The sequence below is a fragment of the Lentzea sp. CC55 genome, from assembly GCF_021056325.1.
Classification (GTDB): domain Bacteria; phylum Actinomycetota; class Actinomycetes; order Mycobacteriales; family Pseudonocardiaceae; genus Lentzea; species Lentzea jiangxiensis.
In genome coordinates, this window is sequence record NZ_JAJCXE010000001.1 from 35,561 (window position 1) to 57,111 (window position 21,551).

At 70.3% G+C, this 21,551-nt stretch carries 22 protein-coding genes; 8 read left to right on the forward strand and 14 right to left on the reverse strand.

What is annotated here, in order from left to right:
- Positions 1–16 precede the first annotated feature (16 nt).
- The 4 genes from L6E10_RS00180 to L6E10_RS00195 are packed head-to-tail and all read right to left on the reverse strand — an operon-like array spanning position 17 to position 3,460.
- Positions 17–415 carry a DUF2304 domain-containing protein gene (locus L6E10_RS00180; protein ID WP_236215735.1) on the reverse strand — a complete coding sequence of 133 codons (399 nt, stop codon included), beginning with the start codon at positions 413–415 and terminating at the stop codon, positions 17–19.
- 9 nt (positions 416–424) lie between these two features.
- The gene (locus tag L6E10_RS00185; protein ID WP_236215736.1) at positions 425–1,165 is read right to left on the reverse strand and encodes a glycosyltransferase family 2 protein; all 741 of its coding nucleotides are present in this window, start codon (positions 1,163–1,165) and stop codon (positions 425–427) included.
- 10 nt (positions 1,166–1,175) lie between these two features.
- Positions 1,176–2,435 (reverse strand): lipopolysaccharide biosynthesis protein, encoded by a 1,260-nt coding sequence (locus tag L6E10_RS00190; protein ID WP_236215737.1) that lies wholly within the window; start codon positions 2,433–2,435, stop codon positions 1,176–1,178.
- On the reverse strand, positions 2,432–3,460 hold the full coding sequence (locus tag L6E10_RS00195) for a glycosyltransferase family A protein (protein WP_308102636.1): 1,029 nt from the start codon (positions 3,458–3,460) through the stop codon (positions 2,432–2,434). Before L6E10_RS00195 ends, L6E10_RS00190 begins: the two co-directional genes overlap by 4 nt.
- Positions 3,461–3,512: 52 nt before the next feature.
- On the opposite strand from L6E10_RS00195, the gene L6E10_RS00200 reads away from it, so the two are divergent.
- The gene (locus tag L6E10_RS00200; RefSeq protein WP_236215739.1) at positions 3,513–4,610 is read left to right on the forward strand and encodes a UDP-N-acetylglucosamine 2-epimerase; all 1,098 of its coding nucleotides are present in this window, start codon (positions 3,513–3,515) and stop codon (positions 4,608–4,610) included.
- A 568-nt stretch (positions 4,611–5,178) separates the two neighbouring features.
- On the opposite strand, the gene L6E10_RS00205 is transcribed toward L6E10_RS00200, so the two are convergent.
- Genes L6E10_RS00205 through L6E10_RS00215 form a run of 3 tightly spaced genes read right to left on the reverse strand, consistent with a single transcriptional unit; the run spans position 5,179 to position 9,180 of the window.
- On the reverse strand, positions 5,179–7,095 hold the full coding sequence (locus L6E10_RS00205; RefSeq protein WP_236215740.1) for a DUF6541 family protein: 1,917 nt from the start codon (positions 7,093–7,095) through the stop codon (positions 5,179–5,181).
- A 19-nt stretch (positions 7,096–7,114) separates the two neighbouring features.
- Positions 7,115–8,086, reverse strand: a complete 972-nt coding sequence (locus L6E10_RS00210; RefSeq protein WP_236215741.1) for a Gfo/Idh/MocA family protein — start codon at positions 8,084–8,086, stop codon at positions 7,115–7,117.
- On the reverse strand, positions 8,083–9,180 hold the full coding sequence (locus L6E10_RS00215) for a DegT/DnrJ/EryC1/StrS aminotransferase family protein (RefSeq protein ID WP_236215742.1): 1,098 nt from the start codon (positions 9,178–9,180) through the stop codon (positions 8,083–8,085). The genes L6E10_RS00210 and L6E10_RS00215 overlap by 4 nt, the downstream gene beginning before the upstream one ends.
- 125 nt (positions 9,181–9,305) lie before the next feature.
- Here L6E10_RS00215 and L6E10_RS00220 point away from each other — a divergent pair, with 125 nt between their 5' ends.
- Positions 9,306–10,010, forward strand: a complete 705-nt coding sequence (locus L6E10_RS00220; RefSeq protein ID WP_236215743.1) for a UDP-N-acetylglucosamine acyltransferase — start codon at positions 9,306–9,308, stop codon at positions 10,008–10,010.
- Here L6E10_RS00220 and L6E10_RS00225 read toward each other — a convergent pair.
- A complete protein-coding gene (locus L6E10_RS00225) occupies positions 10,007–10,816 on the reverse strand; it encodes an HAD family hydrolase (protein WP_236215744.1) in 810 nt (269 codons plus the stop codon). The two genes, L6E10_RS00220 and L6E10_RS00225, sit on opposite strands and share 4 nt — an antisense overlap.
- 59 nt (positions 10,817–10,875) lie before the next feature.
- Here L6E10_RS00225 and L6E10_RS00230 point away from each other — a divergent pair, with 59 nt between their 5' ends.
- From L6E10_RS00230 to L6E10_RS00240, 3 genes are all read left to right on the forward strand, one after another.
- Entirely contained in the window at positions 10,876–11,751 is an 876-nt protein-coding gene (locus tag L6E10_RS00230; RefSeq protein WP_236215745.1) for an LLM class flavin-dependent oxidoreductase, read from the forward strand.
- 19 nt (positions 11,752–11,770) lie between these two features.
- The gene (gene lhgO, locus L6E10_RS00235; RefSeq protein WP_236215746.1) at positions 11,771–12,946 is read left to right on the forward strand and encodes an L-2-hydroxyglutarate oxidase; all 1,176 of its coding nucleotides are present in this window, start codon (positions 11,771–11,773) and stop codon (positions 12,944–12,946) included.
- Positions 12,947–13,026: 80 nt separating this feature from the next.
- The gene (locus tag L6E10_RS00240) at positions 13,027–14,163 is read left to right on the forward strand and encodes an acyltransferase (protein WP_236215747.1); all 1,137 of its coding nucleotides are present in this window, start codon (positions 13,027–13,029) and stop codon (positions 14,161–14,163) included.
- Here the strand turns inward: L6E10_RS00240 and serS are convergent.
- The 4 genes from serS to L6E10_RS00260 all read right to left on the reverse strand — a co-directional run bounded on the left by serS (position 14,129) and on the right by L6E10_RS00260 (position 17,815).
- Complete coding sequence (gene serS / locus L6E10_RS00245) at positions 14,129–15,382, reverse strand: serine--tRNA ligase (RefSeq protein WP_236215748.1); 1,254 nt, start codon at positions 15,380–15,382, stop codon at positions 14,129–14,131. The genes L6E10_RS00240 and serS overlap by 35 nt on opposite strands.
- A 129-nt stretch (positions 15,383–15,511) precedes the next feature.
- Entirely contained in the window at positions 15,512–15,967 is a 456-nt protein-coding gene (locus tag L6E10_RS00250) for a DUF350 domain-containing protein (protein ID WP_236215749.1), read from the reverse strand.
- A gap of 21 nt (positions 15,968–15,988) precedes the next feature.
- A complete protein-coding gene (locus L6E10_RS00255) occupies positions 15,989–17,152 on the reverse strand; it encodes a glutathionylspermidine synthase family protein (RefSeq protein ID WP_236215750.1) in 1,164 nt (387 codons plus the stop codon).
- 6 nt (positions 17,153–17,158) lie between these two features.
- Positions 17,159–17,815 (reverse strand): hypothetical protein, encoded by a 657-nt coding sequence (locus tag L6E10_RS00260; RefSeq protein ID WP_240009810.1) that lies wholly within the window; start codon positions 17,813–17,815, stop codon positions 17,159–17,161.
- 191 nt (positions 17,816–18,006) lie between these two features.
- Between L6E10_RS00260 and L6E10_RS00265 the strand changes: the two genes are divergently transcribed.
- Together L6E10_RS00265 and L6E10_RS00270 are read left to right on the forward strand one after the other, a co-directional pair.
- A complete protein-coding gene (locus tag L6E10_RS00265) occupies positions 18,007–19,032 on the forward strand; it encodes a septum formation family protein (RefSeq protein WP_236215751.1) in 1,026 nt (341 codons plus the stop codon).
- Positions 19,029–19,379, forward strand: coding sequence for a metallopeptidase family protein (locus tag L6E10_RS00270; RefSeq protein WP_236215752.1), 351 nt, complete (start codon positions 19,029–19,031; stop codon positions 19,377–19,379). The genes L6E10_RS00265 and L6E10_RS00270 overlap by 4 nt, the downstream gene beginning before the upstream one ends.
- On the opposite strand, the gene L6E10_RS00275 is transcribed toward L6E10_RS00270, so the two are convergent.
- Both L6E10_RS00275 and pheA read right to left on the reverse strand, forming a co-directional pair.
- On the reverse strand, positions 19,376–19,981 hold the full coding sequence (locus L6E10_RS00275) for a histidine phosphatase family protein (protein WP_236215753.1): 606 nt from the start codon (positions 19,979–19,981) through the stop codon (positions 19,376–19,378). The two genes, L6E10_RS00270 and L6E10_RS00275, sit on opposite strands and share 4 nt — an antisense overlap.
- Positions 19,978–20,868: a prephenate dehydratase gene (pheA, locus tag L6E10_RS00280; RefSeq protein ID WP_236215754.1), complete on the reverse strand. Its 891-nt coding sequence runs from the start codon at positions 20,866–20,868 to the stop codon at positions 19,978–19,980. Before pheA ends, L6E10_RS00275 begins: the two co-directional genes overlap by 4 nt.
- Positions 20,869–21,015: 147 nt before the next feature.
- Here pheA and L6E10_RS00285 point away from each other — a divergent pair, with 147 nt between their 5' ends.
- Complete coding sequence (locus L6E10_RS00285; protein ID WP_090101938.1) at positions 21,016–21,534, forward strand: macro domain-containing protein; 519 nt, start codon at positions 21,016–21,018, stop codon at positions 21,532–21,534.
- Positions 21,535–21,551 lie beyond the last annotated feature (17 nt).

A 21,551-nucleotide genomic window follows, 5' to 3' on the forward strand; every position in this document is an offset into this window, starting at 1 on the left:
CCGGAGTGCCCCGAATTCAGGGCTGGGCTCGGAGAAGTCGTTCTTCGGCGTTCGTGACGCGCTTGTCCAGCTCAGCGCGCACGCCTTCCAGCTCGCAGCGCAGCAAAGCGATCTCCTCGACCGTGGTGCGCACCTCCTCTTCCAGGTGACCCACCTCACTCGACAGCTGCAGCACGACGAAGAGCAGCGTGAACGCGGCGGCGGCGAACAGGAAGTTGGCCGCGAGCTGGATCCCGGTGAGGTTCGACAGCCACGTCGGCAGGCCCGGGATCGCACCCAAACAGACCACACCGATACCGACGAACAGCCACATTCCCGCGTACTTCTCGCGGAGCTTGCGGCGCCGCATCATTTCGATCACGACGAGGAGAACGAGCGCCGCGACCACAATCGCCAGCAATCGGAACGCAGACACGGGAGCCTCCTAAGCGGCTTCGAAGGAGCCGGTCTTGGGCTTGCGGCGAACGAGCGCGAGCGTCAGCGCCAGGGTGGCCCGCAGCAGGTAGACGGCGGACTTCACGGGCGACGTGCTCGGCGTGCCGCCGGCGCGCACGCGCATCTCCACGGGCACCTGGACGATCTTCAGATCGGCCCTGGCGGCCATGACGAGCGCCTCCAGCGTGTCACCGAGGTACTCCGCCGGGTAGTGGGCGGCGAACAGGCGCACCGCGCGCGGGCCGGCGGCCTTGAACCCCGACGTGACGTCGGTGAGCTTCGTACCGGAGATCTTGGAGATCACCACGGCGAAGAGCTTCATGGCCCAGCGGCGCGGGCCGCGGGCCTTGTAGTCGCCCTTGCCCGCGAACCGGGCGCCGATGGCGATGTCCGCGTGGTCGAGCTCGCGCAGCAGCTCGGGCACGTGCGCCGGGTTGTGCTGGCCGTCGGAGTCCACCTGGACCACGACGTCGAAGCCGTTGCGCACGGCGTAGCGGAACCCGGTGCGCATCGCGCCACCGACACCGAGGTTGACCGCGAGGCGCGCGACCTTGGCGCCGCTCTCCCGGGCACGCAGCGAGGTCTGGTCCGTGGAGCCGTCGTCCACGACCAGCACGCCGACGTCCGGCAGCGCGGCCTTCACCTCGGCGATGACCTTCTCGATGTTGTGCTCCTCGTTCAACGCGGGAAGCACGATGAGCACTCGTCGCAGGTCGACAGAGTCAGACACGTCGAGGAGCCTAGCCAGTGGATGTTTCGGCACGGACACCAGGCCGCAGCACGAAAGCCATGGCGACGAACGCACCGGCCGTCGGCGCGACCACCAGGCCGAGCACGGCGCGCAACACCAGGTCACCGGGCGCGAGCGCCAGCACGAGCACGCTGAGCGCCGCGACGACCGCCCACAGCACGAGCACCTTGCCGCCCTCGGTGCGCGCAACGAGCACGGCCGCGAGCAGCATCACGGCGCCGAGCAGCACCGACGACCACACCAGACCGGCCACGACCCAGCCGGGGACGTCGAACTTCGCTCCGAAGAGGAGCTGGACGACCCACGGGCCGATGAGCCAGCCGAGCGCCGCGCCGACCGCCGCGAGCCCGAACGCCCCGGCTGAACCTTTGACCAACAGGGCGCGAAGCTTTCCGTGCCCCTCCTCGTCCTGCGAGAGCCGCACGACCGTCGGCACGGCCATCGCCTGTACCGGCGACAGCAGCAGCAACGGCACACGGGCCACGCTCAGCGCGAGGAACAGGCCGCCGAGCGCCTCCAACTCCCCCTGCGTGGTGGCGAACAGCTTCACGATCGCCGGGTAGCCCGTGAGCACCGACGCGGTGAGGCCGGCGCTGAGCATCAGCACCAGGATCCGCCGGGCGACGACACCCCACGGCTCGGCGTCGCCGGCCACGTGGAGGTGCTTGCGCGCACGCAGGCCGAACGGCAGGAACGCGAACGACCCTGCGGCGACGGCGACCGCGAGCGGCACCACGCCGTTCAGGCCGAGCAGGAGGAAGAGGCCGAGCAGCACGATCCGCACCGCTGCCTCGGTGACCACGAGGCCGCCGAACGCCTTCGCCTCGTGGAAGCCGATGAGCAGGCCGCGCGTGCCGAACTGCACGGCGAACGCGAGCCCCGAGACCAGGGCGACGAGCGCGATCACGGAGTACTCGCCGAAGAGCCGCCCGCTCACCGGCGGCACCAGGACCAGCAGCCCGAACACCCCGACGGCCGCGGCGGCCACGGCGACCGTGCGCACGGCGGTTCCGCCGACGCGCTTGCCCGCCACGTCCGCCACCGCCGCGAGACGGGACAGCTCCTGCTCGACGGGCGCGAGAGTGCTGCCGACGCCGAAGACGAGACCCCAGAAGGTGAGGAAGACCGCGGCGTCCGCCTCGGACAGGACCCGGCCGGTCACGATCAGGATCGGATAGCCCAGCCCCGCCGCGACCAGCACCGCGATTCCGACGGTGCCGAGCGACCGGCCCGCGGTCTTCCCGGTCACCTCGACAAGACCTTCTTCAGCGCGAGGAACAGACCGCGCACCACACCGGAGCCGAAGCTCGCGGCGAAGACGGGCAGCAGCTTCGACACCGCCAGCGCCTGGCCCTGGGACGCGCCGGCCCTGCGGGCCACCGCACCCGCCGCGACCATGCCCAGCAGGACGAGCACGAGCGCCGTCTTCGGGAACTTCGCCGCGATGACGAGCCCGACGACACCGACCGCCATCGCGGCGAACAGCGCGTTGCGCGCGGGGCCGGGCGAGTCGAGGTAGCTGTCGACGAACGTGGTGCCGCGGAAGTACGCGTGCTTCACGAACTTCTTGAAAGAGTCGCGGCTGTTGTAGGTGGCCGCGAACTCCGGCGTGAGGTGGATGTTCTCCTGCTCGGCGATCCACCGCAGCATGCGCGTGTCGTCGCTGGCGAGCTTCACGTCGTCGAAGAGGGACTCGAACGACCGCGCCGCCGCCTCGAGCAGTTCCCGCGGCGCGCAGAAGAAGCCGGTGCCCTTGGGGTAGACGTCGAACTCGTCGGCGCCGAACGACACCAGGCGCGGGTTCGCCATGTAGCGCCGCCAGCCGATCGCGACCAGCCCGGCCCAGAACCCGCCGTAGGGGTTGCCGTCGGTGCTGACGTTGATGTGGCCGTTCCACACCTTGCGTTCCGGGTGCCGCAGGAACTGGTCCTTCAGGAACAGGAAGGCGTCCGGCTCGATGATGACGCGGGCGTCGAGCAGCAGGACGCGCTCACCGGTGGCGGCGCGGATGCCCGCCAGGCGCGCGGCGAACCGGCCCGCGTTCTCCTGGCTCACCACGGTGATGCCGAACTTCTCGGTCAGCTCCACGAGCCGCTTCGGCGTGCCGTCCGTGCTGCCGTCGTCGACCGCCACGATCTCGGCGGGCCAACCGGCGCGGTCGAGCGACGTCACCAGCGCCTCGATCGAGCGGCCGATCCAGTCCTGCTCGTTGAAGACCGGGATCACGATGCTGAGGCTGGGGACGTCGGGGAGGGATTTGCTCCGGCTCGTCACACCTGACAGTATCCAGGCGGTCCTTTGATCCCGAGCCTCAGGGGTCCTTCCCGTGATCGCCTTCATCGCAGGTACCACCGCTGAACTCATCAAGGTGGCACCCGTCTACCACGCGCTCGTCGCCCGCGGCACGAAGCCGCTGCTGTGGTTCACCGCGCAGCACTTCGACGAGGTCGCCGACGTCCTCGAAGACCTCCAGCTGCCCGAGCCCGACCTGTGGCTGGTCCCGCGGGGCAAGGCCCGCAACCTGGAGACCCCCAAGCAGGTCCCCGGCTGGGCGCTCTCCGTCGCGCAGACCGCGTGGAGCCAGCGCAAGGAGCTGCGGCGCTCGCTCACCACGGACGGCAAGCCCGGCCTGGTGGTCGTGCACGGCGACACCTTCACGACCCCGTACGGCAGCCTCATCGCCCGCCGCCTCCTGGGCGCGCGCGTCGCCCACGTCGAGGCCGGAATGCGCTCGGGCAGCCTGCTCTCGCCGCTGCCGGAAGAGCTCAACCGCCGCATCGCGACGAAGTTCACCGACGTCCACTTCGCCCCGTCGCAGAACGAGGTCGACAACCTCCGCGGCGCCCGCGGCGTGGTCGTGAACACCGGCGCGAACACCGTCATCGACGCGATGCGCCTGGCGATCAACGCGAACACGACCGAAGACCTCCCCGAGGAGTTCGGCCTCGCCACCCTGCACCGCTTCGAGCTCGTGTCCCGCACGGACAAGTTCCGCGAGGCACTGGAGCTGCTGAAGAAGGCCAGCGAGAAGACCCCGATGCTCTACCTGGCCGGCGCGCCGGAGCGGGAGCGCATCGAGCGGCACGGCTGGGGCCACCTCTTCGACAACGAGCGCTTCATCATGCGCCCGAAGAAGCGCTACCTGCAGTTCCTGCCGATCCTGGCCCGCGCCAAGTTCGTCGTCACGGACTCGGGCGGCCTCCAGCAGGAGTGCTCCTACATCGGCATGCCGTGCGCGATCCACCGCGAGCGCACCGAGACCAAGCAGGGCCTCGGCCAGAACATCGTGCTGACCGGCATGGAGACCTCGAAGCTCGAGAAGTTCCTCGGCGAGTACGAGACGCTGCGCCGTCCGTCCATCATGGAGAAGTACCACCCGAGCGAGATCATCGCGGACACGCTGACGCAGCTCGGCTACGTCTGAGTCCTCAAAGGACATGCCCGGCACCCTCAGGGATGCCGGGCATTTTCTTTGCGACAACAAAACAAAACGCACTCGCTAACCCGTGGCGACCAGCCTCACAGGCCCGGCGCGCGCACCCAACCGCAGTCGCCAACGCAAGGCGACCACGCACCCAGGCCCGGCGCGCGCACCCAACCGGACTGCCGACAACGCAACTCAGCCACGCACGCAGCCTGGCGTGGCGATGCGAAGCGAGCCGTTCGAACTATGCGCCGCCGAGCAGCGGTCGGCACCGGCCAAGGCGATTGGGGCTTTACCTCGAGGGGGCGGGATGCTCCCCTCGAGGGCACGGCCGGGCGCTTTTCTGCCCGGCTTTTGAAGGCCGTCCAAGCATCCCGCCAGAGGCGCGAGGTCAAGCCCCAATCGCAACCCCGGCGCTTCGTCCGACCTGACGGACCACCCTCGCAAGGCGACCCGACCGCGCCAGCGCACCCACCCCGCTGGAACCGGCACCCGACCAACGCAACCCGACCCCGGACAGCAGAACGCCCGGCCGGGACAACCCCGGCCGGGCGCGAAACCGACGAGATCAGGAAGACTGCCCGGTCCCGGGCTCGACGAACTCGTAGATGGTGGCCTGCGGGTTCTCGTAGACCTTGCGCACCTCGGGCAGCCGCTCCAGGGCCATCAGCCCCGGCGCCGGCCGCGAGTTCTGCCGCACGTAGCCCGCGCCGACGACGGCGTACTTCACGCCGAGCGCGTTAATGGCCTTGCGGACGTCCGGGTCCTTGTCGATGTCCTGCAGGTGCCAGGTGATCTGACCGGCGTTGCTCTTCTCGTCGGCGCCGTAGAACGTCCACTCCACGGGCTTCACGCCGGCCAGCGCGTACATCCACACGGAACCGTCCAGCCGGTCGTTGACGACCGGGCGGTCCTTCGAGTGCTGCGCGAGCCACTGGTAGGCCTCGCGCTCTCCCCTGGTGACGGTCGCACCCTCGTTGTTGGTCTCCGACAACCGTTCCGCGTTGCGCCCGATGTACGCGCCCTTGCCCAGCAACCCGAGCACGAGGACGCCGGCGAGTCCGAACGCGACGGGCACGACGAAAGCGGCTCGCTGCGGGCTGACCCGGGAGCCGAGCTTCGCCGTCAACGCCGTGGCGACCCTGTAGCCGAAGTAGCCCACGGCGACGGCGCCGGCGAGCGGGATCAGGGCCGCGAAGCGCCAGGCGTCGTTGTAGAACGGGCCGCTGAGCGTGTTGATCAGGTCGTTGTTCAGCGACGCGGTACCCGCGTACATGCCGCCGACCACGACGAACGCGGCGACGACCCACAGCATCACGCGGTGCTTGATCATCAGGATGATGCCGGTGATCGCCGCGAGGCCGAGGAACCACTGCGGATAGGTGGCGACCGGCGAGAACAGCAGCGTCTGGCCGATGCCCTCCGCAGGCGAGGCGAACTCGTCCCACTGCGCGCCGGTGACGCCGGCGGACTGCACGAGCGCCGGCATCATCACCGGGATCACCGCGACGAGTCCGAGCACCGCCGTGATGGCGAGCGGCTTCCAGCTCACGCGCCAGTCGATCGGCTCGAACTTGAAGACCAGCGCCAGCGCCAGCATCAGCAGGTACACGAACGCGATGAACACGAGGCTCGTGTGCAGGCCGGTCAGACCGGCGACCGCGAGCGCGAGGCCGAGCGGGCCGGTGAGGCCGGGCGTGGTGAGGATCTTGCGGGCGATGGCCAGCACGGCCGGCACCAGCGCGACACCGGCGACGTACGGCCACAACGGGCCGCGCCACAGCGAGTCGTACGGGAAGGCGGTGAACCACGTCGACACGGCGGCGGCGATCGCGGCGCCGAGCGGCGGCATGCGCCACGCCAGCGCCATCGCGGCGATGCCGAGCGGCCACGCGAGGACGACCGAGAGCGCCGCGAGGTTCAGCAGTTCCGGCATGCCCGCCGCCTTGTCGAGCAGCGGGGCGAGCAGCGCGTGGTAGGTGTTGGGGTAGAAGTACTTCGTACCCGCCGGCAGGTTCGCGATCTGGGCCAGCGCGGACGGCAGCGCGGTGGCGTGCTCGGAGATCCACCGGATGGCGTTGCCGTGGTACGGCGCGTCCCAGTCCTGGTTGACCGTGCTGAGCGTGCCGCCGATGCCGCGCAGGAACGTCGCGGCGCCCACGGCCATGCCGAGCACGACGCCGCCGAGGACGACGAGGTTCTCACCGAGCGAGCGCCGGGGCTCCTCGATCAGCGGCTCGCTGCCGGTGCGGCGCGCGACGAGCCACGTCACCGCGCCGACCACGGCCGTCAGCACCACCGTCCACAGCGCCAGGGACAGCAGGTTCCACGCGATGCCCAGGTTGCCGATCACCAGCGTGCCGAGCGCGACGGTGCCGAACGTGAGCACCGGCGCCGCGGCCGCGAGGGTCCAGCCTCTCAGCCGCAGCGCGAGCCCGACCGCGAGGCCGGGCAGGATGAACGCCAGAACGACGAGTGCACCCATCAGAAGTCAGTTCCTCGGATCAGCCGGTCACCGCGGCGGACTTCGCCTTGACCTCGGCGACGGCGCGGTGCGAGGGGAGGATGCGGCGGCGCTCGTCGTCGGCGTCGAGCCTGCCCGCGACGAGGTCGAGGAACCGGTCGAGCTGGGTGGCGAGCGGCTCCCGTGCCGTGACCAGCTCGGGGATCTCGATGACGGTCTGCTGGCGGTAGCCGCGGCCGTCCGGGTCCGAGTCGTGCGAGATGTGCTTGTAGATCGTCACGTCGCGGCGCAGCAGGTCGACCTCGATCGACCGCTCCAGCTCCTGGATCGTCAGGGAGCGGATCTTGCGCTGGCCGATGCGGCTCGCCGAGACGCTCGCGATGCCCCCGGACGGGAACGTGAGCAGCGTGTCGACCACGTCCTCCGCGCCCGGCACCGACGACGGGTGGAACTGGGCCACGCCGGCCGACACGCGCTCGGGCTCGGCGCCGCCGAAGCACTGGATGGCGAGGTCGACGTCGTGGACCAGCAGGTCCCACGCCACGCCGGTGAGGATGCGCGGCGCGTACGGGGAGTGGCGCTGCGCCGAGACGTAGACCGGCTCGGTCAGCAGGCCGAGAGCGGTCATGACGGCCGGGTTGTAGCGCTCCAGCAGGCCGCACATGATCGGCAGGCCCTTCGACTCGGAGAGCTTCAGGACCTCCTCGGTCTGCTCCAGCGAGGCGCAGACCGGCTTCTCGACCAGCAGCGGCTTGCCCTTGTCGAGGATCTCCAGCGCGAGGCCGTGGTGGCTCTCGGTGCTGGAGGCGAGGACGACCGCGTCGATGTCGGTCAGGTCGCCCATCTCGGGCGCCCACGACGTCTCGAACTTCTCGGCGGCGGCCTTGCCGATCTCCTCGCGCGGGTCGACGATCAGGGCGAGTTCGGCGCGTTCGGACTGGGCGGTCACGCGGGCGTGCAGCGAGCCCATGTTGCCGACGCCGATGACCGCGATGCGGGGGAGGTTGCTCATGCGCCCAGCACCTCGCGCACCGTCGAGATGATCGTGTCGAGCTCGGCGTCGGTCAGCTTCGGGTGCACCGGCAGCGACAGGGCCTGGCGGGCGACGCGCTCGGCGACCGGGACGTCGGAGATGACGACCTTCGGGTTGTCGCGGTAGCAGTCGTAGTCGAAGACCGTCTTCGGGTAGTAGATCCCGTTGCCGATGCCCTTCTCGGTCAGCTTCGCGGCGAACTCGTCGCGGCTGATCGGGGCGTCGTCGGTGATCAGGACGGTGTACTGGTGCCAGACGTGCGTGCGGCCCGGCAGCACCTGCGGCAGCCGCAGGCCCTTGACGCCCGCGAGGCCCTTGGTGAGGGTCTCGGCGTTGGCCTGGCGCGCCTTCGTGATCGTCTCGAGGTTCTCCAGCTGCGGGATGCCGATCGCCGCGTGGATGTCGGTCATGCGGTAGTTGTGACCGGCGACCTCGTACTGGTAGCGCTGGCGCATGCCCTGGTTGCGCAGCACGCGCAGCCGGTCCGCGAGGGTGTCGTCCGACGTCGTGATGACGCCGCCCTCGGCGGTGGTGATGTTCTTGGTCGCGTACAGCGAGAAGCAGCCGAGGCCGAAGCTGCCGGACGGGCGGCCCTCGTAGGTGGCGCCGACGGCCTGGGCGGAGTCCTCGACGAGCGCGAGCCCGTGCTCCTGGACGAGGGGCATGATCTTGCCCATGTCCGCCATCTGCCCGTAGAGGTGCACGGGCATGAGCACCTTGGTGTTCGGGGTGAGGGCGGCCTGGACCTTGTCCGCGTCGATGTTGAAGTCGTCCTCGCGGATGTCCGCGAACCGCGCGGTCGCGCCGGCCTCGAGGATGGCGTTCAGGGTCGCCACGAAGGTGAACGGCGAGGTGATGACCTCGTCACCCGGCTGCAGGTCGAGGACCTGGAGCGACGCCACGAGCGCGGTGGTCCCGTTGTTCACGGCCACGGCGTGCGGAACTCCGGCGACGCCCGCGAAGGCGTCCTCGAAGCGCTTGACCATCGGGCCCTGCGCGATGGCTCCCGAGCGCAGCACCTGGAGCACCAGCTGCTCGGCGGCAGCGACGTCAACAACAGTAATCGGGATCATTCAGCAGTCTCTCGCCTTCGGGGATCTCCACCGGCGCGGCCGGTACAGTGCTCTGGCCTGCACGCGGGGCCCCACGCTACCCGTACGGGCGATACCGCCTGTCCCCACCTCCTGATCGGACGCCCGTGGTCAACCACATCCACCCCAGTGCCGTCGTCGGTGACGGTGTCGAGCTCGGCGACGGCATCACCATCGGTCCGGGCGCCGTCGTGCTCGGCCCGTGCGTCGTCGAGGACGGGGCGTGGATCGGCCCGGGCTGCGTGATCGGCACCCCGCCCGAGATCACCTCCGCCGAGCACAACCGGGCGTGGGACGGCGAGCTGGCCCACGCGGGCGTGCACATCGGTGCGCGGGCCGTCGTCCGCGAGCTGAGCACCGTCCACCAGGGCTCCTACCGCGCGACGACCGTCGGCGCCGACTCGTGGCTGCTCAACCGCGTGTACGTGGCGCACGACAGCCTGGTCGGCTCGGGCGTGACCCTGTCCGCCGGCGTCTCGCTCGGCGGGCACGTGCAGATCGGCGACAAGGTCAACGTCGGCATGAACGCCTCGGTGCACCAGCGCCGCGTCATCGGCGCCGGTGCCATGGTCGGGATGGGCACGCCCGTCTCGAAGGACGTGCCCCCGTTCGCCCGCGCGTACGGCAGCCCGGTCCGGGTGCACGGCGTCAACTCGGTCGGCATGAGCCGCTCCGGCATCTCCGACGCCGCGATCGAGGCGCTGACCAGCGCCTACGCCGCCGGTCAGCTGCCGGGTGAGATCCCGGCCGAGCTGGAGCTCGCCTTCAAGTGGTGGACCGAGGTCGACCCGCAGAAGCCCCTGGTCGGCTAGAACCAGCGTTCGAGGACCAGCGCCACGCCGTCCTCGGCGCTGGACGCGGTGACCTCGTCGGCGGCGGCGAGCGCGGCCTCGTGCCCGTTCGCCATGGCCACGCCGTGACCCGCCCACCGGAGCATCTCGACGTCGTTGGGCATGTCACCGAACGCGATCACGTCCTGCGCCGTGACGCCGAACCGTTCGACCACGTCGGCGAGCCCGGACGCCTTGGTGACGCCGTGCACGGACAGCTCGATCAGCCCGTCGTTCGTCGACCAGGTCACGTCGACCTGGTCGCCGAGCACCCCGCCGATGCCCGCCGCCATCTCGCCGCTGGTCATGTTCGTGTGCCTGACCAGCAGCTTGATCGCCGGGTGGCCGAGGGTCTCGGCACGGGTCGCGCCCACGTTCGGCCCCTCCGGCCACGGGTGCGTGTAGCTGATCTCGGCGACGAACGTGACGTCGTCGACCGCCGTGCCCACGCGTTCGACCGCGAAGGCGCAGCCGGGCAGCGCGTTGTCGATCGCGGAGACGATGTCGTGCAGCTGCACCGGGTCGAGCGTGCGCGCCCAGACGATCTCGTCGCGGCCGATGTCGTAGAGCACCGCGCCGTTCGCGCACACCGCGAGGCCGTCGAGCCCGGCGGCCTTCGCGACCTGCGGCACCCACCGCGGGGGCCTGCCGGTGGCCAGGACGAACGGCACGCCCGCCTCCAGCACGCGGGCGACGACCGCGGCCGTGCGGGGGGTGATGATGTCTCCGGGGGGCGGGGTGAGCAGGGTGCCGTCGACGTCCGATGCGACCAATCTGGGCTGTTCCACGCCCCCATGGTGCCTGGTCCAAGTTCGGCACCCGCTGAACAGCTGGTTACCGTACGACCGTGCGCGCTGGAATCGTGATCCTTCCCGAACACCGGTGGTGGATGGCCGAACCCAAGTGGCGCGCCGCCGAGGAGTACGGCTTCCACCACGCGTGGACCTACGACCACCTCGGCTGGCGCACCCTGGTCGATGGCCCGTGGTTCGGCGCGGTGCCGACACTCACGGCCGCGGCGATGGTCACCTCGCACATCCGGCTCGGCACGTTCGTCGCAAGCCCCAACTTCCGCCACCCCGTGCCGTTCGCGCGGGACCTGCTGGCCCTCGACGACGTGTCGGACGGGCGCTTCACCCTGGGCGTCGGCGCAGGTGGCGCCGGGTACGACACGACCGTTCTCGGCGAGAAGCCGCCGCTGCCGCGTGACCGCACGGCCCGGTTCGCCGAGTTCGTCGAGCTGCTCGACCAGCTGCTGGTCAAGGACCGCACGTCGTGGCGGGGCGAGTTCTACGCCGCGGAGGAGGCCCGCAGCGCACCCGGTTGCGTGCAGCGGCCGAGGCTGCCGTTCCTGGTCGCCGCGAACGGCCCGAAGGCGATGGGCGTCGCCGCGAGGTTCGGCCAGGGCTGGGTCACCACCGGCCCGCCCACCGAGGACGTCGACGCGTGGTGGCGCGGCGTGCGGACGCTCTCGGAGCAGTTCACCGAGACCTTGGCCACAGAGGGCAGGACCACGCGCGTGCAGCGCTTCCTGAACCTCGACTCCGCGCCGGTGTACTCCCTGTCGAGCGCGCAGTGCTTCCAGGACGCCGCCGGCCGGGCGGCCGCGCTGGGCTTCACCGACGTCGTCGCCCACTGGCCGCGGCACGACGGCGTGTACGCGGGCAGCGAGTCGGTGGTCGAGGAGATCGCGGCGGACGTTCTGCCCGTTCTGGGTCACTAGGGCATTTACGGTGTCCACCGTGCGACATGTCGTGGTGATCGGTGGCGGAATCGTCGGGCTCGCGGTGGCGGACGAGCTCGCCTCGCGGGGCTCCCGCGTGACGGTGCTGGAGAAGGAACGCGTCTGGGGCGCGCACCAGACCGGCCACAACAGCAACGTCGTGCACGCCGGCCTCTACTACAAGCCCGGCTCGCTCAAGGCGCGGATGTCCGTCGCGGGCAACGCGTCCATGGTCGCCTTCGCCCGTGAGCACGGCGTGCCGGTCGACGTCTGCGGCAAGCTCGTCGTGGCGACCTCGGAGTCCGAGCTCCCCCGCCTGCACGACCTCGCGGCACGCGCCGAGGCCAACGGCGTCCCGGCGAAGCTGATCTCGGCCGCCCGGGCGCGCGAGTACGAGCCCGAGGTGTCGTGCGTAGCGGCGTTGCGCGTGGAGAGCACGGCGATCATCGACTTCCCGGCGGTGTGCACCGCGCTGGTCGGCAGGCTGTCATCGCACGACCTCCGCCTGCGCTCGCCCGCGCTGGCGATCCGCTCGGTCCCCGGCGGCGTGGAGGTCGCGACGCCGCAGGGCGTGGTCAGGGCGGACGCGCTGGTGAACTGCGCGGGCCTGCACAGCGACCGCGTAGCGCGGCTCGCCGGCCTGACCCCGTCGGCCCGCATCGTGCCGTTCCGCGGCGAGTACTTCGAACTGCGCCGAACCGGCCTCGTCCGCGGCCTGATCTACCCGGTGCCCGACCCGACGCTGCCGTTCCTCGGCGTGCACCTCACCCGGATGCTCGACGGCAGCGTGCACTGCGGCCCGAACGCCGTGCTGGCGCTGCGCCGCGAGGGCTACCGGTGGCGCGACTTCTCGCTGGCCGACGTGGCCGACGTCGCCCGCTTCCCCGGCACCTGGCGGCTGGCCCGCAGGTACGCGCGCACGGGCGCCGAGGAGGTCCTCCGCTCGCTCTCGCGCAAGCGGTTCGCCGCCTCGCTGGCGCGGCTGGTCCCGGCCGTGCGCGAGGACGACCTGGTGCGCGCCGAGGCGGGCGTGCGGGCGCAGGCGATGCTGCCGGACGGGTCGCTGGTCGACGACTTCCTGATCGAGACGGCGGAACGGCAGGTGCACGTGCTGAACGCGCCGTCTCCGGCCGCGACGGGTTCACTGGAGATCGCCAAGCACGTCGCTGACAAGATCGTTACTCCGTTGGAGTGAACCCCGACCCTTAGATCAACTACTCAGCGCTGCATACTCACCCGACCTGGTGACACCGCCGAGCTGAGAGGGACCTCCGCATGCGCACGATCACCCATGCCGAGTACCTGGCGCTGAAGCGGTTCCCGGCGTTGGACGGCATGAGGGCGATCGCCGCCGTGATGGTCGTCTTCTTCCACTTCGCCGGGCCGAACTGGAAGTGGCTCAACGGCTGGATCGGCGTGCACCTGTTCTTCGTGCTGTCCGGCTTCCTGATCACCACGCTGGCCCTGCGCGAGGAGAGCCGCTCCGGGAAGCTGTCGTTGCGCGACTTCTACCTGCGGCGGGCGTTCCGGATCCTGCCCGTGTACTACGCGGTGCTGCTGGTCGTCGTCGCGTTCCTGTGGCTGCGCGGCGAGTTCACCGCCTACCGGCTGCCCGACCTGCTGCCGTACTACCTGACCTTCACCAACGAGTGGGCGATGCCCGGCCAGATCTACGGCCAGTCGTGGACCCTCGGGGTCGAGCAGAAGTTCTACCTGGTGTGGCCCGCGCTGATGTTCACCGTGGGCGCGTTCACCCTCAAGCGCCGGCTCCCGATGACGATCGGCCTCATGGTGCTCGCGGTGTTCGGGCACTTCTCCGGCGTCTCCGGCCTCAGCGCCGCCGCCTACTTCATGATCCTGCTGGGCTGCCTGCTCGCGCTGGTGATGCACAGCCCCGGGGCGTTCGCCGTCGTGCGGCCGTTCACGCACCCGCTCGCCGCGCTGCCGGTGCTCGTGGTCGCCGCGCTGGTCCAGACGAACATCGCGGAGATCGACGCGGTGTTCGGCGGCAGCGGTGGGCTGGTCCCCGTCGCGCTGTACGGCGTCGCGATCGCCCTGCTCGTCACGTCGACGCTGGGACGTGGCCCGGTGCGGTGGCTGCTGTCGGTGCGGCCGATGGCGTTCGTGGGTGAGCGGTCGTACTCGCTCTACCTGGTCCAGGAGATCGCGTGCTTCGCGGTGATCTACACGATCCCGCGGCTCGGCACGCCGAGGCTGGCGGCGGCCGTGGTGATCACACTGGTGGCGCTGGCCATGGCGGACCTGCTGTACCGGTGGGTGGAGCTGCCGATGATCGACCTCGGGCGGGCTCTCATCACGAGGCCGCACGCCCGGAAGACGGCTCCGGCTGCCGCGGTGCGGCAGCCGGAGCTCGCCACTACCTCGGCTCGAGGACTTCCAGGCCGCCCATGAACGGGCGCATCGCCTCGGGCACCACCACGGAGCCGTCGGCCTGCTGGTGGTTCTCGAGGATGGCGACGATCCAGCGGGTCGTGGCCAGGGTGCCGTTCAGGGTGGCCGCGATCTGCGACTTGCCGTTCTCGTCGCGGTAGCGGACGTTGAGGCGGCGGGCCTGGAACGTGGTGCAGTTCGAGGTCGAGGTCAGCTCGCGGTACTTCCGCTGGGTCGGGACCCACGCCTCGCAGTCGAACTTGCGGTGCGCGGACGTGCCGAGGTCGCCGGTGGCCGTGTCGATGACGCGGTACGGGACCTCGATCTTCGCGAGCATCTCCTCCTCCCAGCCGAGCAGCCGGGCGTGCTCCGCCTCGGCGTCCTCGGGGCGGACGTAGGAGAACATCTCGACCTTGTTGAACTGGTGCACGCGGATGATGCCGCGGGTGTCCTTGCCGTACGAGCCGGCCTCGCGGCGGTAGCACGACGACCAGCCCGCGTAGCGGCGCTCGCCGTCGAGGATCTCGTCGGCGTGGTAGCCGGCGAGCGGCACCTCCGACGTGCCGACGAGGTACAGGTCGTCGTTCGGCAGGTGGTAGATCTCGCTCGAGTGGGCGCCCAGGAAGCCGGTGCCCGCCATGATCTCGGGGCGGACCAGGGTCGGCGTGATCATGAGCTCGAAGCCGTTGGCCGTGGCCTGCGCCGCCGCCATGTTGAGCAGCGCGAGCTCCAGCTGCGCGCCGACGCCGCGCAGGAAGTAGAACCGCGAGCCGCCGACCTTCGCGCCGCGTTCCATGTCGATCGCGCCGAGCCTGGTGCCCAGGTCGAGGTGGTCGAGCGGCTCGAAGTCGAACTGGCGCGGCTCACCGACGTGCTTGACCACGCGGAAGTCGTCCTCGCCGCCGACCGGGGCGTCCGGGTGCACGAGGTTCGGGATCCTGGCCAGGAGTTCGTTGACCTCCTCGGCGGTGGCGTTCTGCTCGGCCTCGGCGGCCTTGACCTCGGCGGCCAGGTCCTTCGCCTTGACGAGCAGCGCGGCGCGCTCGTCGCCCTTCGCCCTGCCGACCTCCTTGCCGAGCACCTTCTGCTCGGCGCGCAGGGTGTCCGCGCGGGAGATGGCGGTCCGCCGGCGCTCGTCCGCGGACAGCAGGGAGTCGACGACGCCCTCGTCCTCGCCACGGGCGCGCTGCGAAGCGCGCACGATCTCCGGGTTCTCGCGCAACACCTTGAGGTCAATCACCCTGAAAAGGGTAGTCCCCGCCTCGCCCGCGCTTCATCCGGATATCCGTCCGGCCTGATCAGCGGATGGATCACGCAAAAGCGGAGGGACCCGGCACCTGAGGCGCCGGGTCCCTCCGCGGTCGTGCGACTAGCTGATGGCGACCGCCACCACGAGGCCGAGCGCGACGTGGGCCGCGGCCACGACCACGGAGGCCGGGGCGAAGCGGTCCGACTCGATGATCGAGCCGATGTCCAGCTTGGTCACGTACTCCAGCAGGCGCACCGCGGCGACCTGCACGATGATGCCGACGAGGCCGTAGACCAGCGCGGACAGCAGGCCCTCGTCGAGCTTGCCCACCGAGCTGGTGATCGCGACGACGACGATGAACGCCATCGAGACCAGGCCCGAGGCGGTCACGATGACGGCGTTCGGGGCGCCGTTGCGGACGAGGGCGGACAACTTGCCCGGCGTCGTCCAGTCGATCGCGTAGAAGCCGAAGACCATGAGGACGAGACCGACGACGGCGTACAGCGCGATCGCGCCGATGTTCCGACCCAAGGTCGCGCCGAAGCCGGGATCCAACGCGAGCAGCGTGGTCGTCATGTGCTGTTCCCTTTCGGTGTCTCACTCAACAATTCGATGCGGCACGAACGCCGCGCCATCGTCGGTCACCAGACCGACCGTTTCCCGGATGCCGAGGCCGGCGGACGTGTCGCCCACGACCCAGGCACCCAACGCGGGGCGGTAGCCGTCGAAGTCCGGAAGCGGATCGAACAGCTGGTAGACGAATCCTTCTTTGCCGTACACGCCACCGGTCTGCGTTTCGTAGCCCGGAGCGACGATCTGGATGTTCGCACCCTCGCGGCCGAGGATCGGCTTGCGCACGTACTCGGTGAGCATGCCGGGGTCGTTCAGGTAGGCGGGGAGCAGGTTGGGGTGACCCGGGTACATCTCCCACAGGATCGCGAGCAGCGCCTTGTTGGAGAGCAGCATCTTCCACAGCGGCTCGACCCACAGGGTGCCGGGCAGCGACTCGACGGCGTGGCGGCCGAACTGCTCCTCGACCACCCACTCCCACGGGTAGAGCTTGAACACCGTGCCCATGGGGGCTTCTTCGAGGTCGACGAACCGGTTGAGCAGCGTGTCCCAGCCGATGTCCTCCATCGCGATGCCCACGGTGTTCAGCCCGGCCTCGGCGGCCGTCTCCTGCAGGCAGGCGATCGTGAGGTGGTCCTCACCGGAGGGGTCGGCGCTCGACCAGCTGAAGTGCAGCTCACCGGACGGGAGCTTGGCACCGATCTCGCCCCAGCGCTCGACCAGGCGCTCGTGCAGCGAGTTCCACTGGTCGTCGTCGGGGAAGACCTCCTCCTTCCAGTACCACTGGACGTAGGCGGCCTCGAGCAGCGACGTGGGGGTGTCGGCGTTGTACTCGAGCATCTTGGCCGGGCCCGACCCGTCGTAGCGCAGGTCGAAGCGGCCGTAGACGTGCGGGTCGCGGCGCCGCCACGACTCGGCGATGTGCGGCCACACCCATTCGGCGATGCCGAAGTCGCGGTAGCGCTCGGTGAGGACCACGTTGTCGACCGCTTCGAGGCACATGGAGTGGAGGAGCTCGACGTCGGCTTCGAGCGAGAGGACCTCGCTCATGTCGAACACGTAGTGCACCGACTCGTCCCAGTAGGGGCGGTCGGCGCCGTTCGCGTACTTCGCGGGCAGCCCGAACACCAAGCCCTGGTCGGAGACCGTCCGCTGCCAGTTCGGCCGCGGGTGTGAGGCTTCACGACGCAACTGTGCTCAGCCCCCGCTGCTCTTCGAGCCGCTGCTGACGCCGAACCCACCGCGCTGCACCGACGTGCCCGACTTGGTGGTGACGTTCGCGCCCTTCGGGATCGTGTAGCTGCCGCCGCTGACCTTCTGCCCGACGGTGCCCGAGCCGCCGTAGTTGTAGCGGTACGAGCTGCTGCCGATGTAGATGAAGCCACCGCTCGAGTACCCGCCGTGGCTGCGGTAGTAGCTGTCGGAGCAGTAGTCGTCGTCGACGATGACGTTGTTCTGGTCCGTGCACTGCGCCGTGACGTTCTTCGGGCTGGCGGCCGCGTACCAGATCGCGACCAGCGCGATCACGCCCACGGTGACGCCACCGCCGATGAGCAGGCGTTTGCGCGTCTTGCGCTTCTTCTCGAACGCGGCGGACTCGGCGGCGAACCGCTCCTGCTGCGCCTTGAGCGCGGCGGCACGGGCGCGCTGCTCGGCGACCGACGGCTGGCGCGCCTTGGTCACGCCGGCCTGCTGCTGGCGGACCGCGCCCTTGACGGGCTTCTGCGGCGCCGGCTGGTTCGGCCCGGGCTGCTGCTGTGGCGCCGGCTGGTACGGCGGCGGCTGTTGCGGCTGACCGGGCGGTCCCGACTGCGGCGTCGGCTGGCCAGGTCCTGGCAGGTTGTTGTCAGTCATCACCACTCCCGCGGGCAAGGTACCTAGCGAGACGTCGGAAACGCCGCCGAATCGGTGACGAGTGTCCTAAAAGCAACACTCGACCAACCCGGCGCACAGCCGTCTCACACGGCACGGGCATCATGGATGAGATGTCTCCGAACGCCGGTTGGTTGAGTCGATCTGGTCACATCCGCGACACGCGGCTTGTGATGGTCGGTGCTTTCGTGGGCGCGTTCGGCCTGTTGATGTTGTCGGCGTTCACGTCGGTGCTGGCAGGAGGCCCTGTCACCACCACCAAGCGCGAGCTGGTGAACGCCGCGTACCAGGCCGGCGTCGGCGAGTGCCTGAACTGGGAGAAGCCCGACCTGTCGGACGCGCAGAAGGTCGACTGCTCGGCCGCGCACAAGTTCGAGGTCACCGGAACGGCTGACATCACGGCCGCCTACCCGAAGGAAGCGCCGTTCCCGGACGCCGCGGCCTGGGAGAAGATCGCCCAGGACAACTGCGCCCAGGCGGCGACCACGTACATGTCCGGCAAGCTCGACCCGAAGGGCAAGTACGGCGTCAGCACCCTGAACCCGGACGAGACCCGCTGGTCGAGCGGCTACCGCCAGCTCCGCTGCGGCCTGCAGGTCACGGCCCCGTCCGGCGCCGCGCTGCCGTCGTACGGCAGCGCGAAGACCCAGGACCAGTCGAACGTGTACGACCCCGGCGTCTGCGTCGCGCTCGCCGAGAACAACACGGTGGGTGACCCGGTCGAGTGCGCCAAGCCGCACGCGTTCGAGATCGTCGGCGTGGTGCAGCACCCCGAAGGCCCCTTCATCGCGCTCGAGCAGCAGGACAAGGTGATGTCCGAGCAGTGCGCCACGATCGCGGCCGAGTACACCGGCGGCGCCGACCTCAAGGCGAAGAAGCTGCTGGTCACGTGGGACACGCGGGCCGAGGAGAGCTGGGCCGTCGGCTCGCGCAAGGCCAACTGCAAGATCGGCGCCGTCCCCCAGGGCAACAACCTCGTGGCGTGGGAGGGCAGCGTCCGCAACCCCAACGGCGCGCCGCTGACCACCTCGAACCCGCCGCAGACCACGTCGGTCAAGGCCCAGGACGAGCCGACCGGCGCCCCGCTGCACTCCGAGAGCAACGGCCAGCAGTCCTCCGAGGCGGGCAAGCCGTCGGACTCGGGCAAGCCCGACAAGCCGTCGTCCAGCTCGCCCGCGCCGACCACCGAGAACCGATGACCGTCGAGATGACGCGGGCCCGTTTCGACGAGCTCGTGGAAGAGGCCCTGGACCTGGTCCCGCCCGACTTCCTGCACGCCATGAACAACGTCGTGGTGCTCGTCGAGGACCGCAACCCGGACGAGCCGTCGCTGCTGGGCCTCTACCAGGGCATCGCGCTGACCGAGCGCAGCACCGACTACGGCGGCACCCTGCCCGACCACATCTTCATCTACCGCGAGGCCATCCTCGACATCTGCGACACCGAGGAGGACGTCGTGGAGGAGGTGACCATCACCGTGGTGCACGAGATCGCCCACCACTTCGGGGTGGACGACGCGCGGCTGCACGAGCTGGGCTGGGGCTAGCCCTCCGGCTGGATCTCCACGCCCGCCCAGGACCGGCACAGCCAGCCGTCGCCGCCGGACTCGAGGACCACGACGCCGGTGTTCGGCAGCAGGTTCTCCGCCAGCTCCACCGGCACGTTCGACGCCAGCGCCAGCGCGCCCATCCGGCCGCAGCCGCCGTGGGTCACGACGACGACGGTGCCGTCCTGCTCGATCGACGCGATGGCGGCGAGGAACCTGTCGAGGACCTGCTGCCCGGTCTCGCCGCCGCCGGGGAACGGCACGTCGAGCTCGCCTTCCGCCCACCGGACCACGGTCTCGAGGTACGTGCGGTACGCCTCGGTGTCGTTGCGGCCTTCGAGAGAGCCGACCTGGATCTCGTGGACGCCTTCGAGGACCTGCACGGGCAGGCCGAAGCGTTCGGCGGTGGGAGCGGCGGTCTGCTGGGCGCGCAGGCCGATGCTGGCGTAGACGGCCACGACCTCTTCGGACGCGAGTAAGTCGGCGAGCTCGCGGGCCTGCTTGTGGCCCAGTTCGGTGAGCGGCGGACCCGGCATGGCCGTGTCCAGCTTGCGCTCGATGTTCGACGCCGTCTCGCCGTGCCTGACCAGCAGCAACCTCACCCGCGCTCGCCCTTTCTGACAGCATCGACCCAGGTGGCGGCTGCGGCGAACTCGTCGTTGCGGGCCTCGACGGGCCTCTGGTCGGCCTTCGGGAAGGACCCGAGGAACCGGATCTCACGCGAGTGTCGGTGCAGCGCGGCCAGCGCGTCACCGATCCTCGGCTCTGCGATGTGCCCCTCGACGTCGATGTAGAAGCGGTACTCGCCCAGTTTGCCCTTCGTGGGGCGCGATTCGAGGCCGGTGAGATTGATCCCACGCAGAGCCAGTTCGGTGAGCAGCTCCGACAGCACGCCCATGCGGTCCGGGGTGGTCACGACGACGCTCGTGCGGTCTGCGCCGGTCGGCTCCGGCAGTGCGCCCGGTTGGCGGAGCAGGAGGAACCGCGTGCGCGCGTCGGCCACGTCCAGGACGTCGGTCGCGTACTCCTCCAACGCGTAGTGGCTGATCGCCACCGGGGCCGTCACGGCGGCGTCGAACTCGCCGCGCTCCACGGCGGCGGCGGCAGCGGCGGTGGACGACGTGGCGATCGAGGTGACGCCCGGCAGCTCCGCGGCGATCCACTCGCGGACCTGCGCCAGCGCGTGCGGGTGCGAGGCGATCGTCCTGATCTCCGCCGTGCCCGGCCGGACCAGGACGCTGAACCGGACGTCCAGCACCGTCTCGGCGACGGCGACGACCGGTTCGTCGCGCACCAGGGCGTCGAGCGTCGCGGGCACGGCGCCCTCGACGGAGTTCTCGATCGGCACGCACGCGAACTCGGTCTCGCCCTTGCGCACGGACGCGATGGCGAGCTGGATCGTCCCCACCGGCACCAGGTCCGCCCCGAAGCGGATCGCCGCCTGCTCGGTGAAGGTGCCCTGTGGTCCGAAGTACGCAATGCGCGGCATCAGGTCAGCGTAGTGCGGTGATCCGAGGCGGAAATCACGCCTGTGACCACCGCCGGACCTGGGTTCCGCCGAGGCCGTTCGAACTGGAATGCTTGGGGCGTGCCCGCTCTAGCGCCAGAACTCGTGTTGTGCGCGGTCGACGAACCGATGGCGAACGCCTGGCTCGCCGTCGCTGACGGACGCACGGGAGTGCGGGTGCACCGCGGGTCCGTTCTGGACATCCACGCGCAGGCGGTGGTGAGTCCCGCCAACTCGCAGGGCTGGATGCGCGGCGGCATCGACGCCGTCTACGCCACGGCGTTCCCCCAGGTCGAGAACAACGTCCGCAGCGCCGTCCTCGCGCTGCACGGCGGTGAGCTCCCGGTGGGCGACGCGCAGATCGTGGCGACCGGCGAGACCGAGCCGGCCTGGATGATCAGCGCGCCGACCATGCGCCTGCCCGGCGAACGGCTACCGGTCGACACCGTCCACCCGTACCTGGCGGCGCGAGCCGTGCTCCGGCTGTGGCTCGAAGGCCGGCTGGAGGACGGCACGCCGGTGCGCGACGCCGTCCGCACCATCGCGATGCCGGGCCTCGGCACCGGGGTGGGGGGCGTCGCCCCGTCCACGTGCGCGCACCAGGTCGCCATCGCGTGGGACGAGGCGTTCAACCCGCTGCACGTCTGAGCCCAGGTTGTGCACAA

What these genes read in the sequence shown, in the direction of transcription:
- L6E10_RS00205 (WP_236215740.1), bottom strand. Translation starts at nt 7,095, where the DNA reads ATGGGTGCACTCGTCGTTCTGGCGTTCATCCTGCCCGGCCTCGCGGTC.
- L6E10_RS00210 (WP_236215741.1), bottom strand. Translation starts at nt 8,086, where the DNA reads ATGAGCAACCTCCCCCGCATCGCGGTCATCGGCGTCGGCAACATGGGC.
- L6E10_RS00215 (WP_236215742.1), bottom strand. Translation starts at nt 9,180, where the DNA reads ATGATCCCGATTACTGTTGTTGACGTCGCTGCCGCCGAGCAGCTGGTG.
- L6E10_RS00240 (WP_236215747.1), top strand. Translation starts at nt 13,027, where the DNA reads ATGCGCACGATCACCCATGCCGAGTACCTGGCGCTGAAGCGGTTCCCG.
- L6E10_RS00250 (WP_236215749.1), bottom strand. Translation starts at nt 15,967, where the DNA reads ATGACGACCACGCTGCTCGCGTTGGATCCCGGCTTCGGCGCGACCTTG.
- L6E10_RS00260 (WP_240009810.1), bottom strand. Translation starts at nt 17,815, where the DNA reads ATGACTGACAACAACCTGCCAGGACCTGGCCAGCCGACGCCGCAGTCG.
- L6E10_RS00265 (WP_236215751.1), top strand. Translation starts at nt 18,007, where the DNA reads ATGGTCGGTGCTTTCGTGGGCGCGTTCGGCCTGTTGATGTTGTCGGCG.
- L6E10_RS00270 (WP_236215752.1), top strand. Translation starts at nt 19,029, where the DNA reads ATGACCGTCGAGATGACGCGGGCCCGTTTCGACGAGCTCGTGGAAGAG.
- pheA (WP_236215754.1), bottom strand. Translation starts at nt 20,868, where the DNA reads ATGCCGCGCATTGCGTACTTCGGACCACAGGGCACCTTCACCGAGCAG.
- L6E10_RS00285 (WP_090101938.1), top strand. Translation starts at nt 21,016, where the DNA reads ATGGCGAACGCCTGGCTCGCCGTCGCTGACGGACGCACGGGAGTGCGG.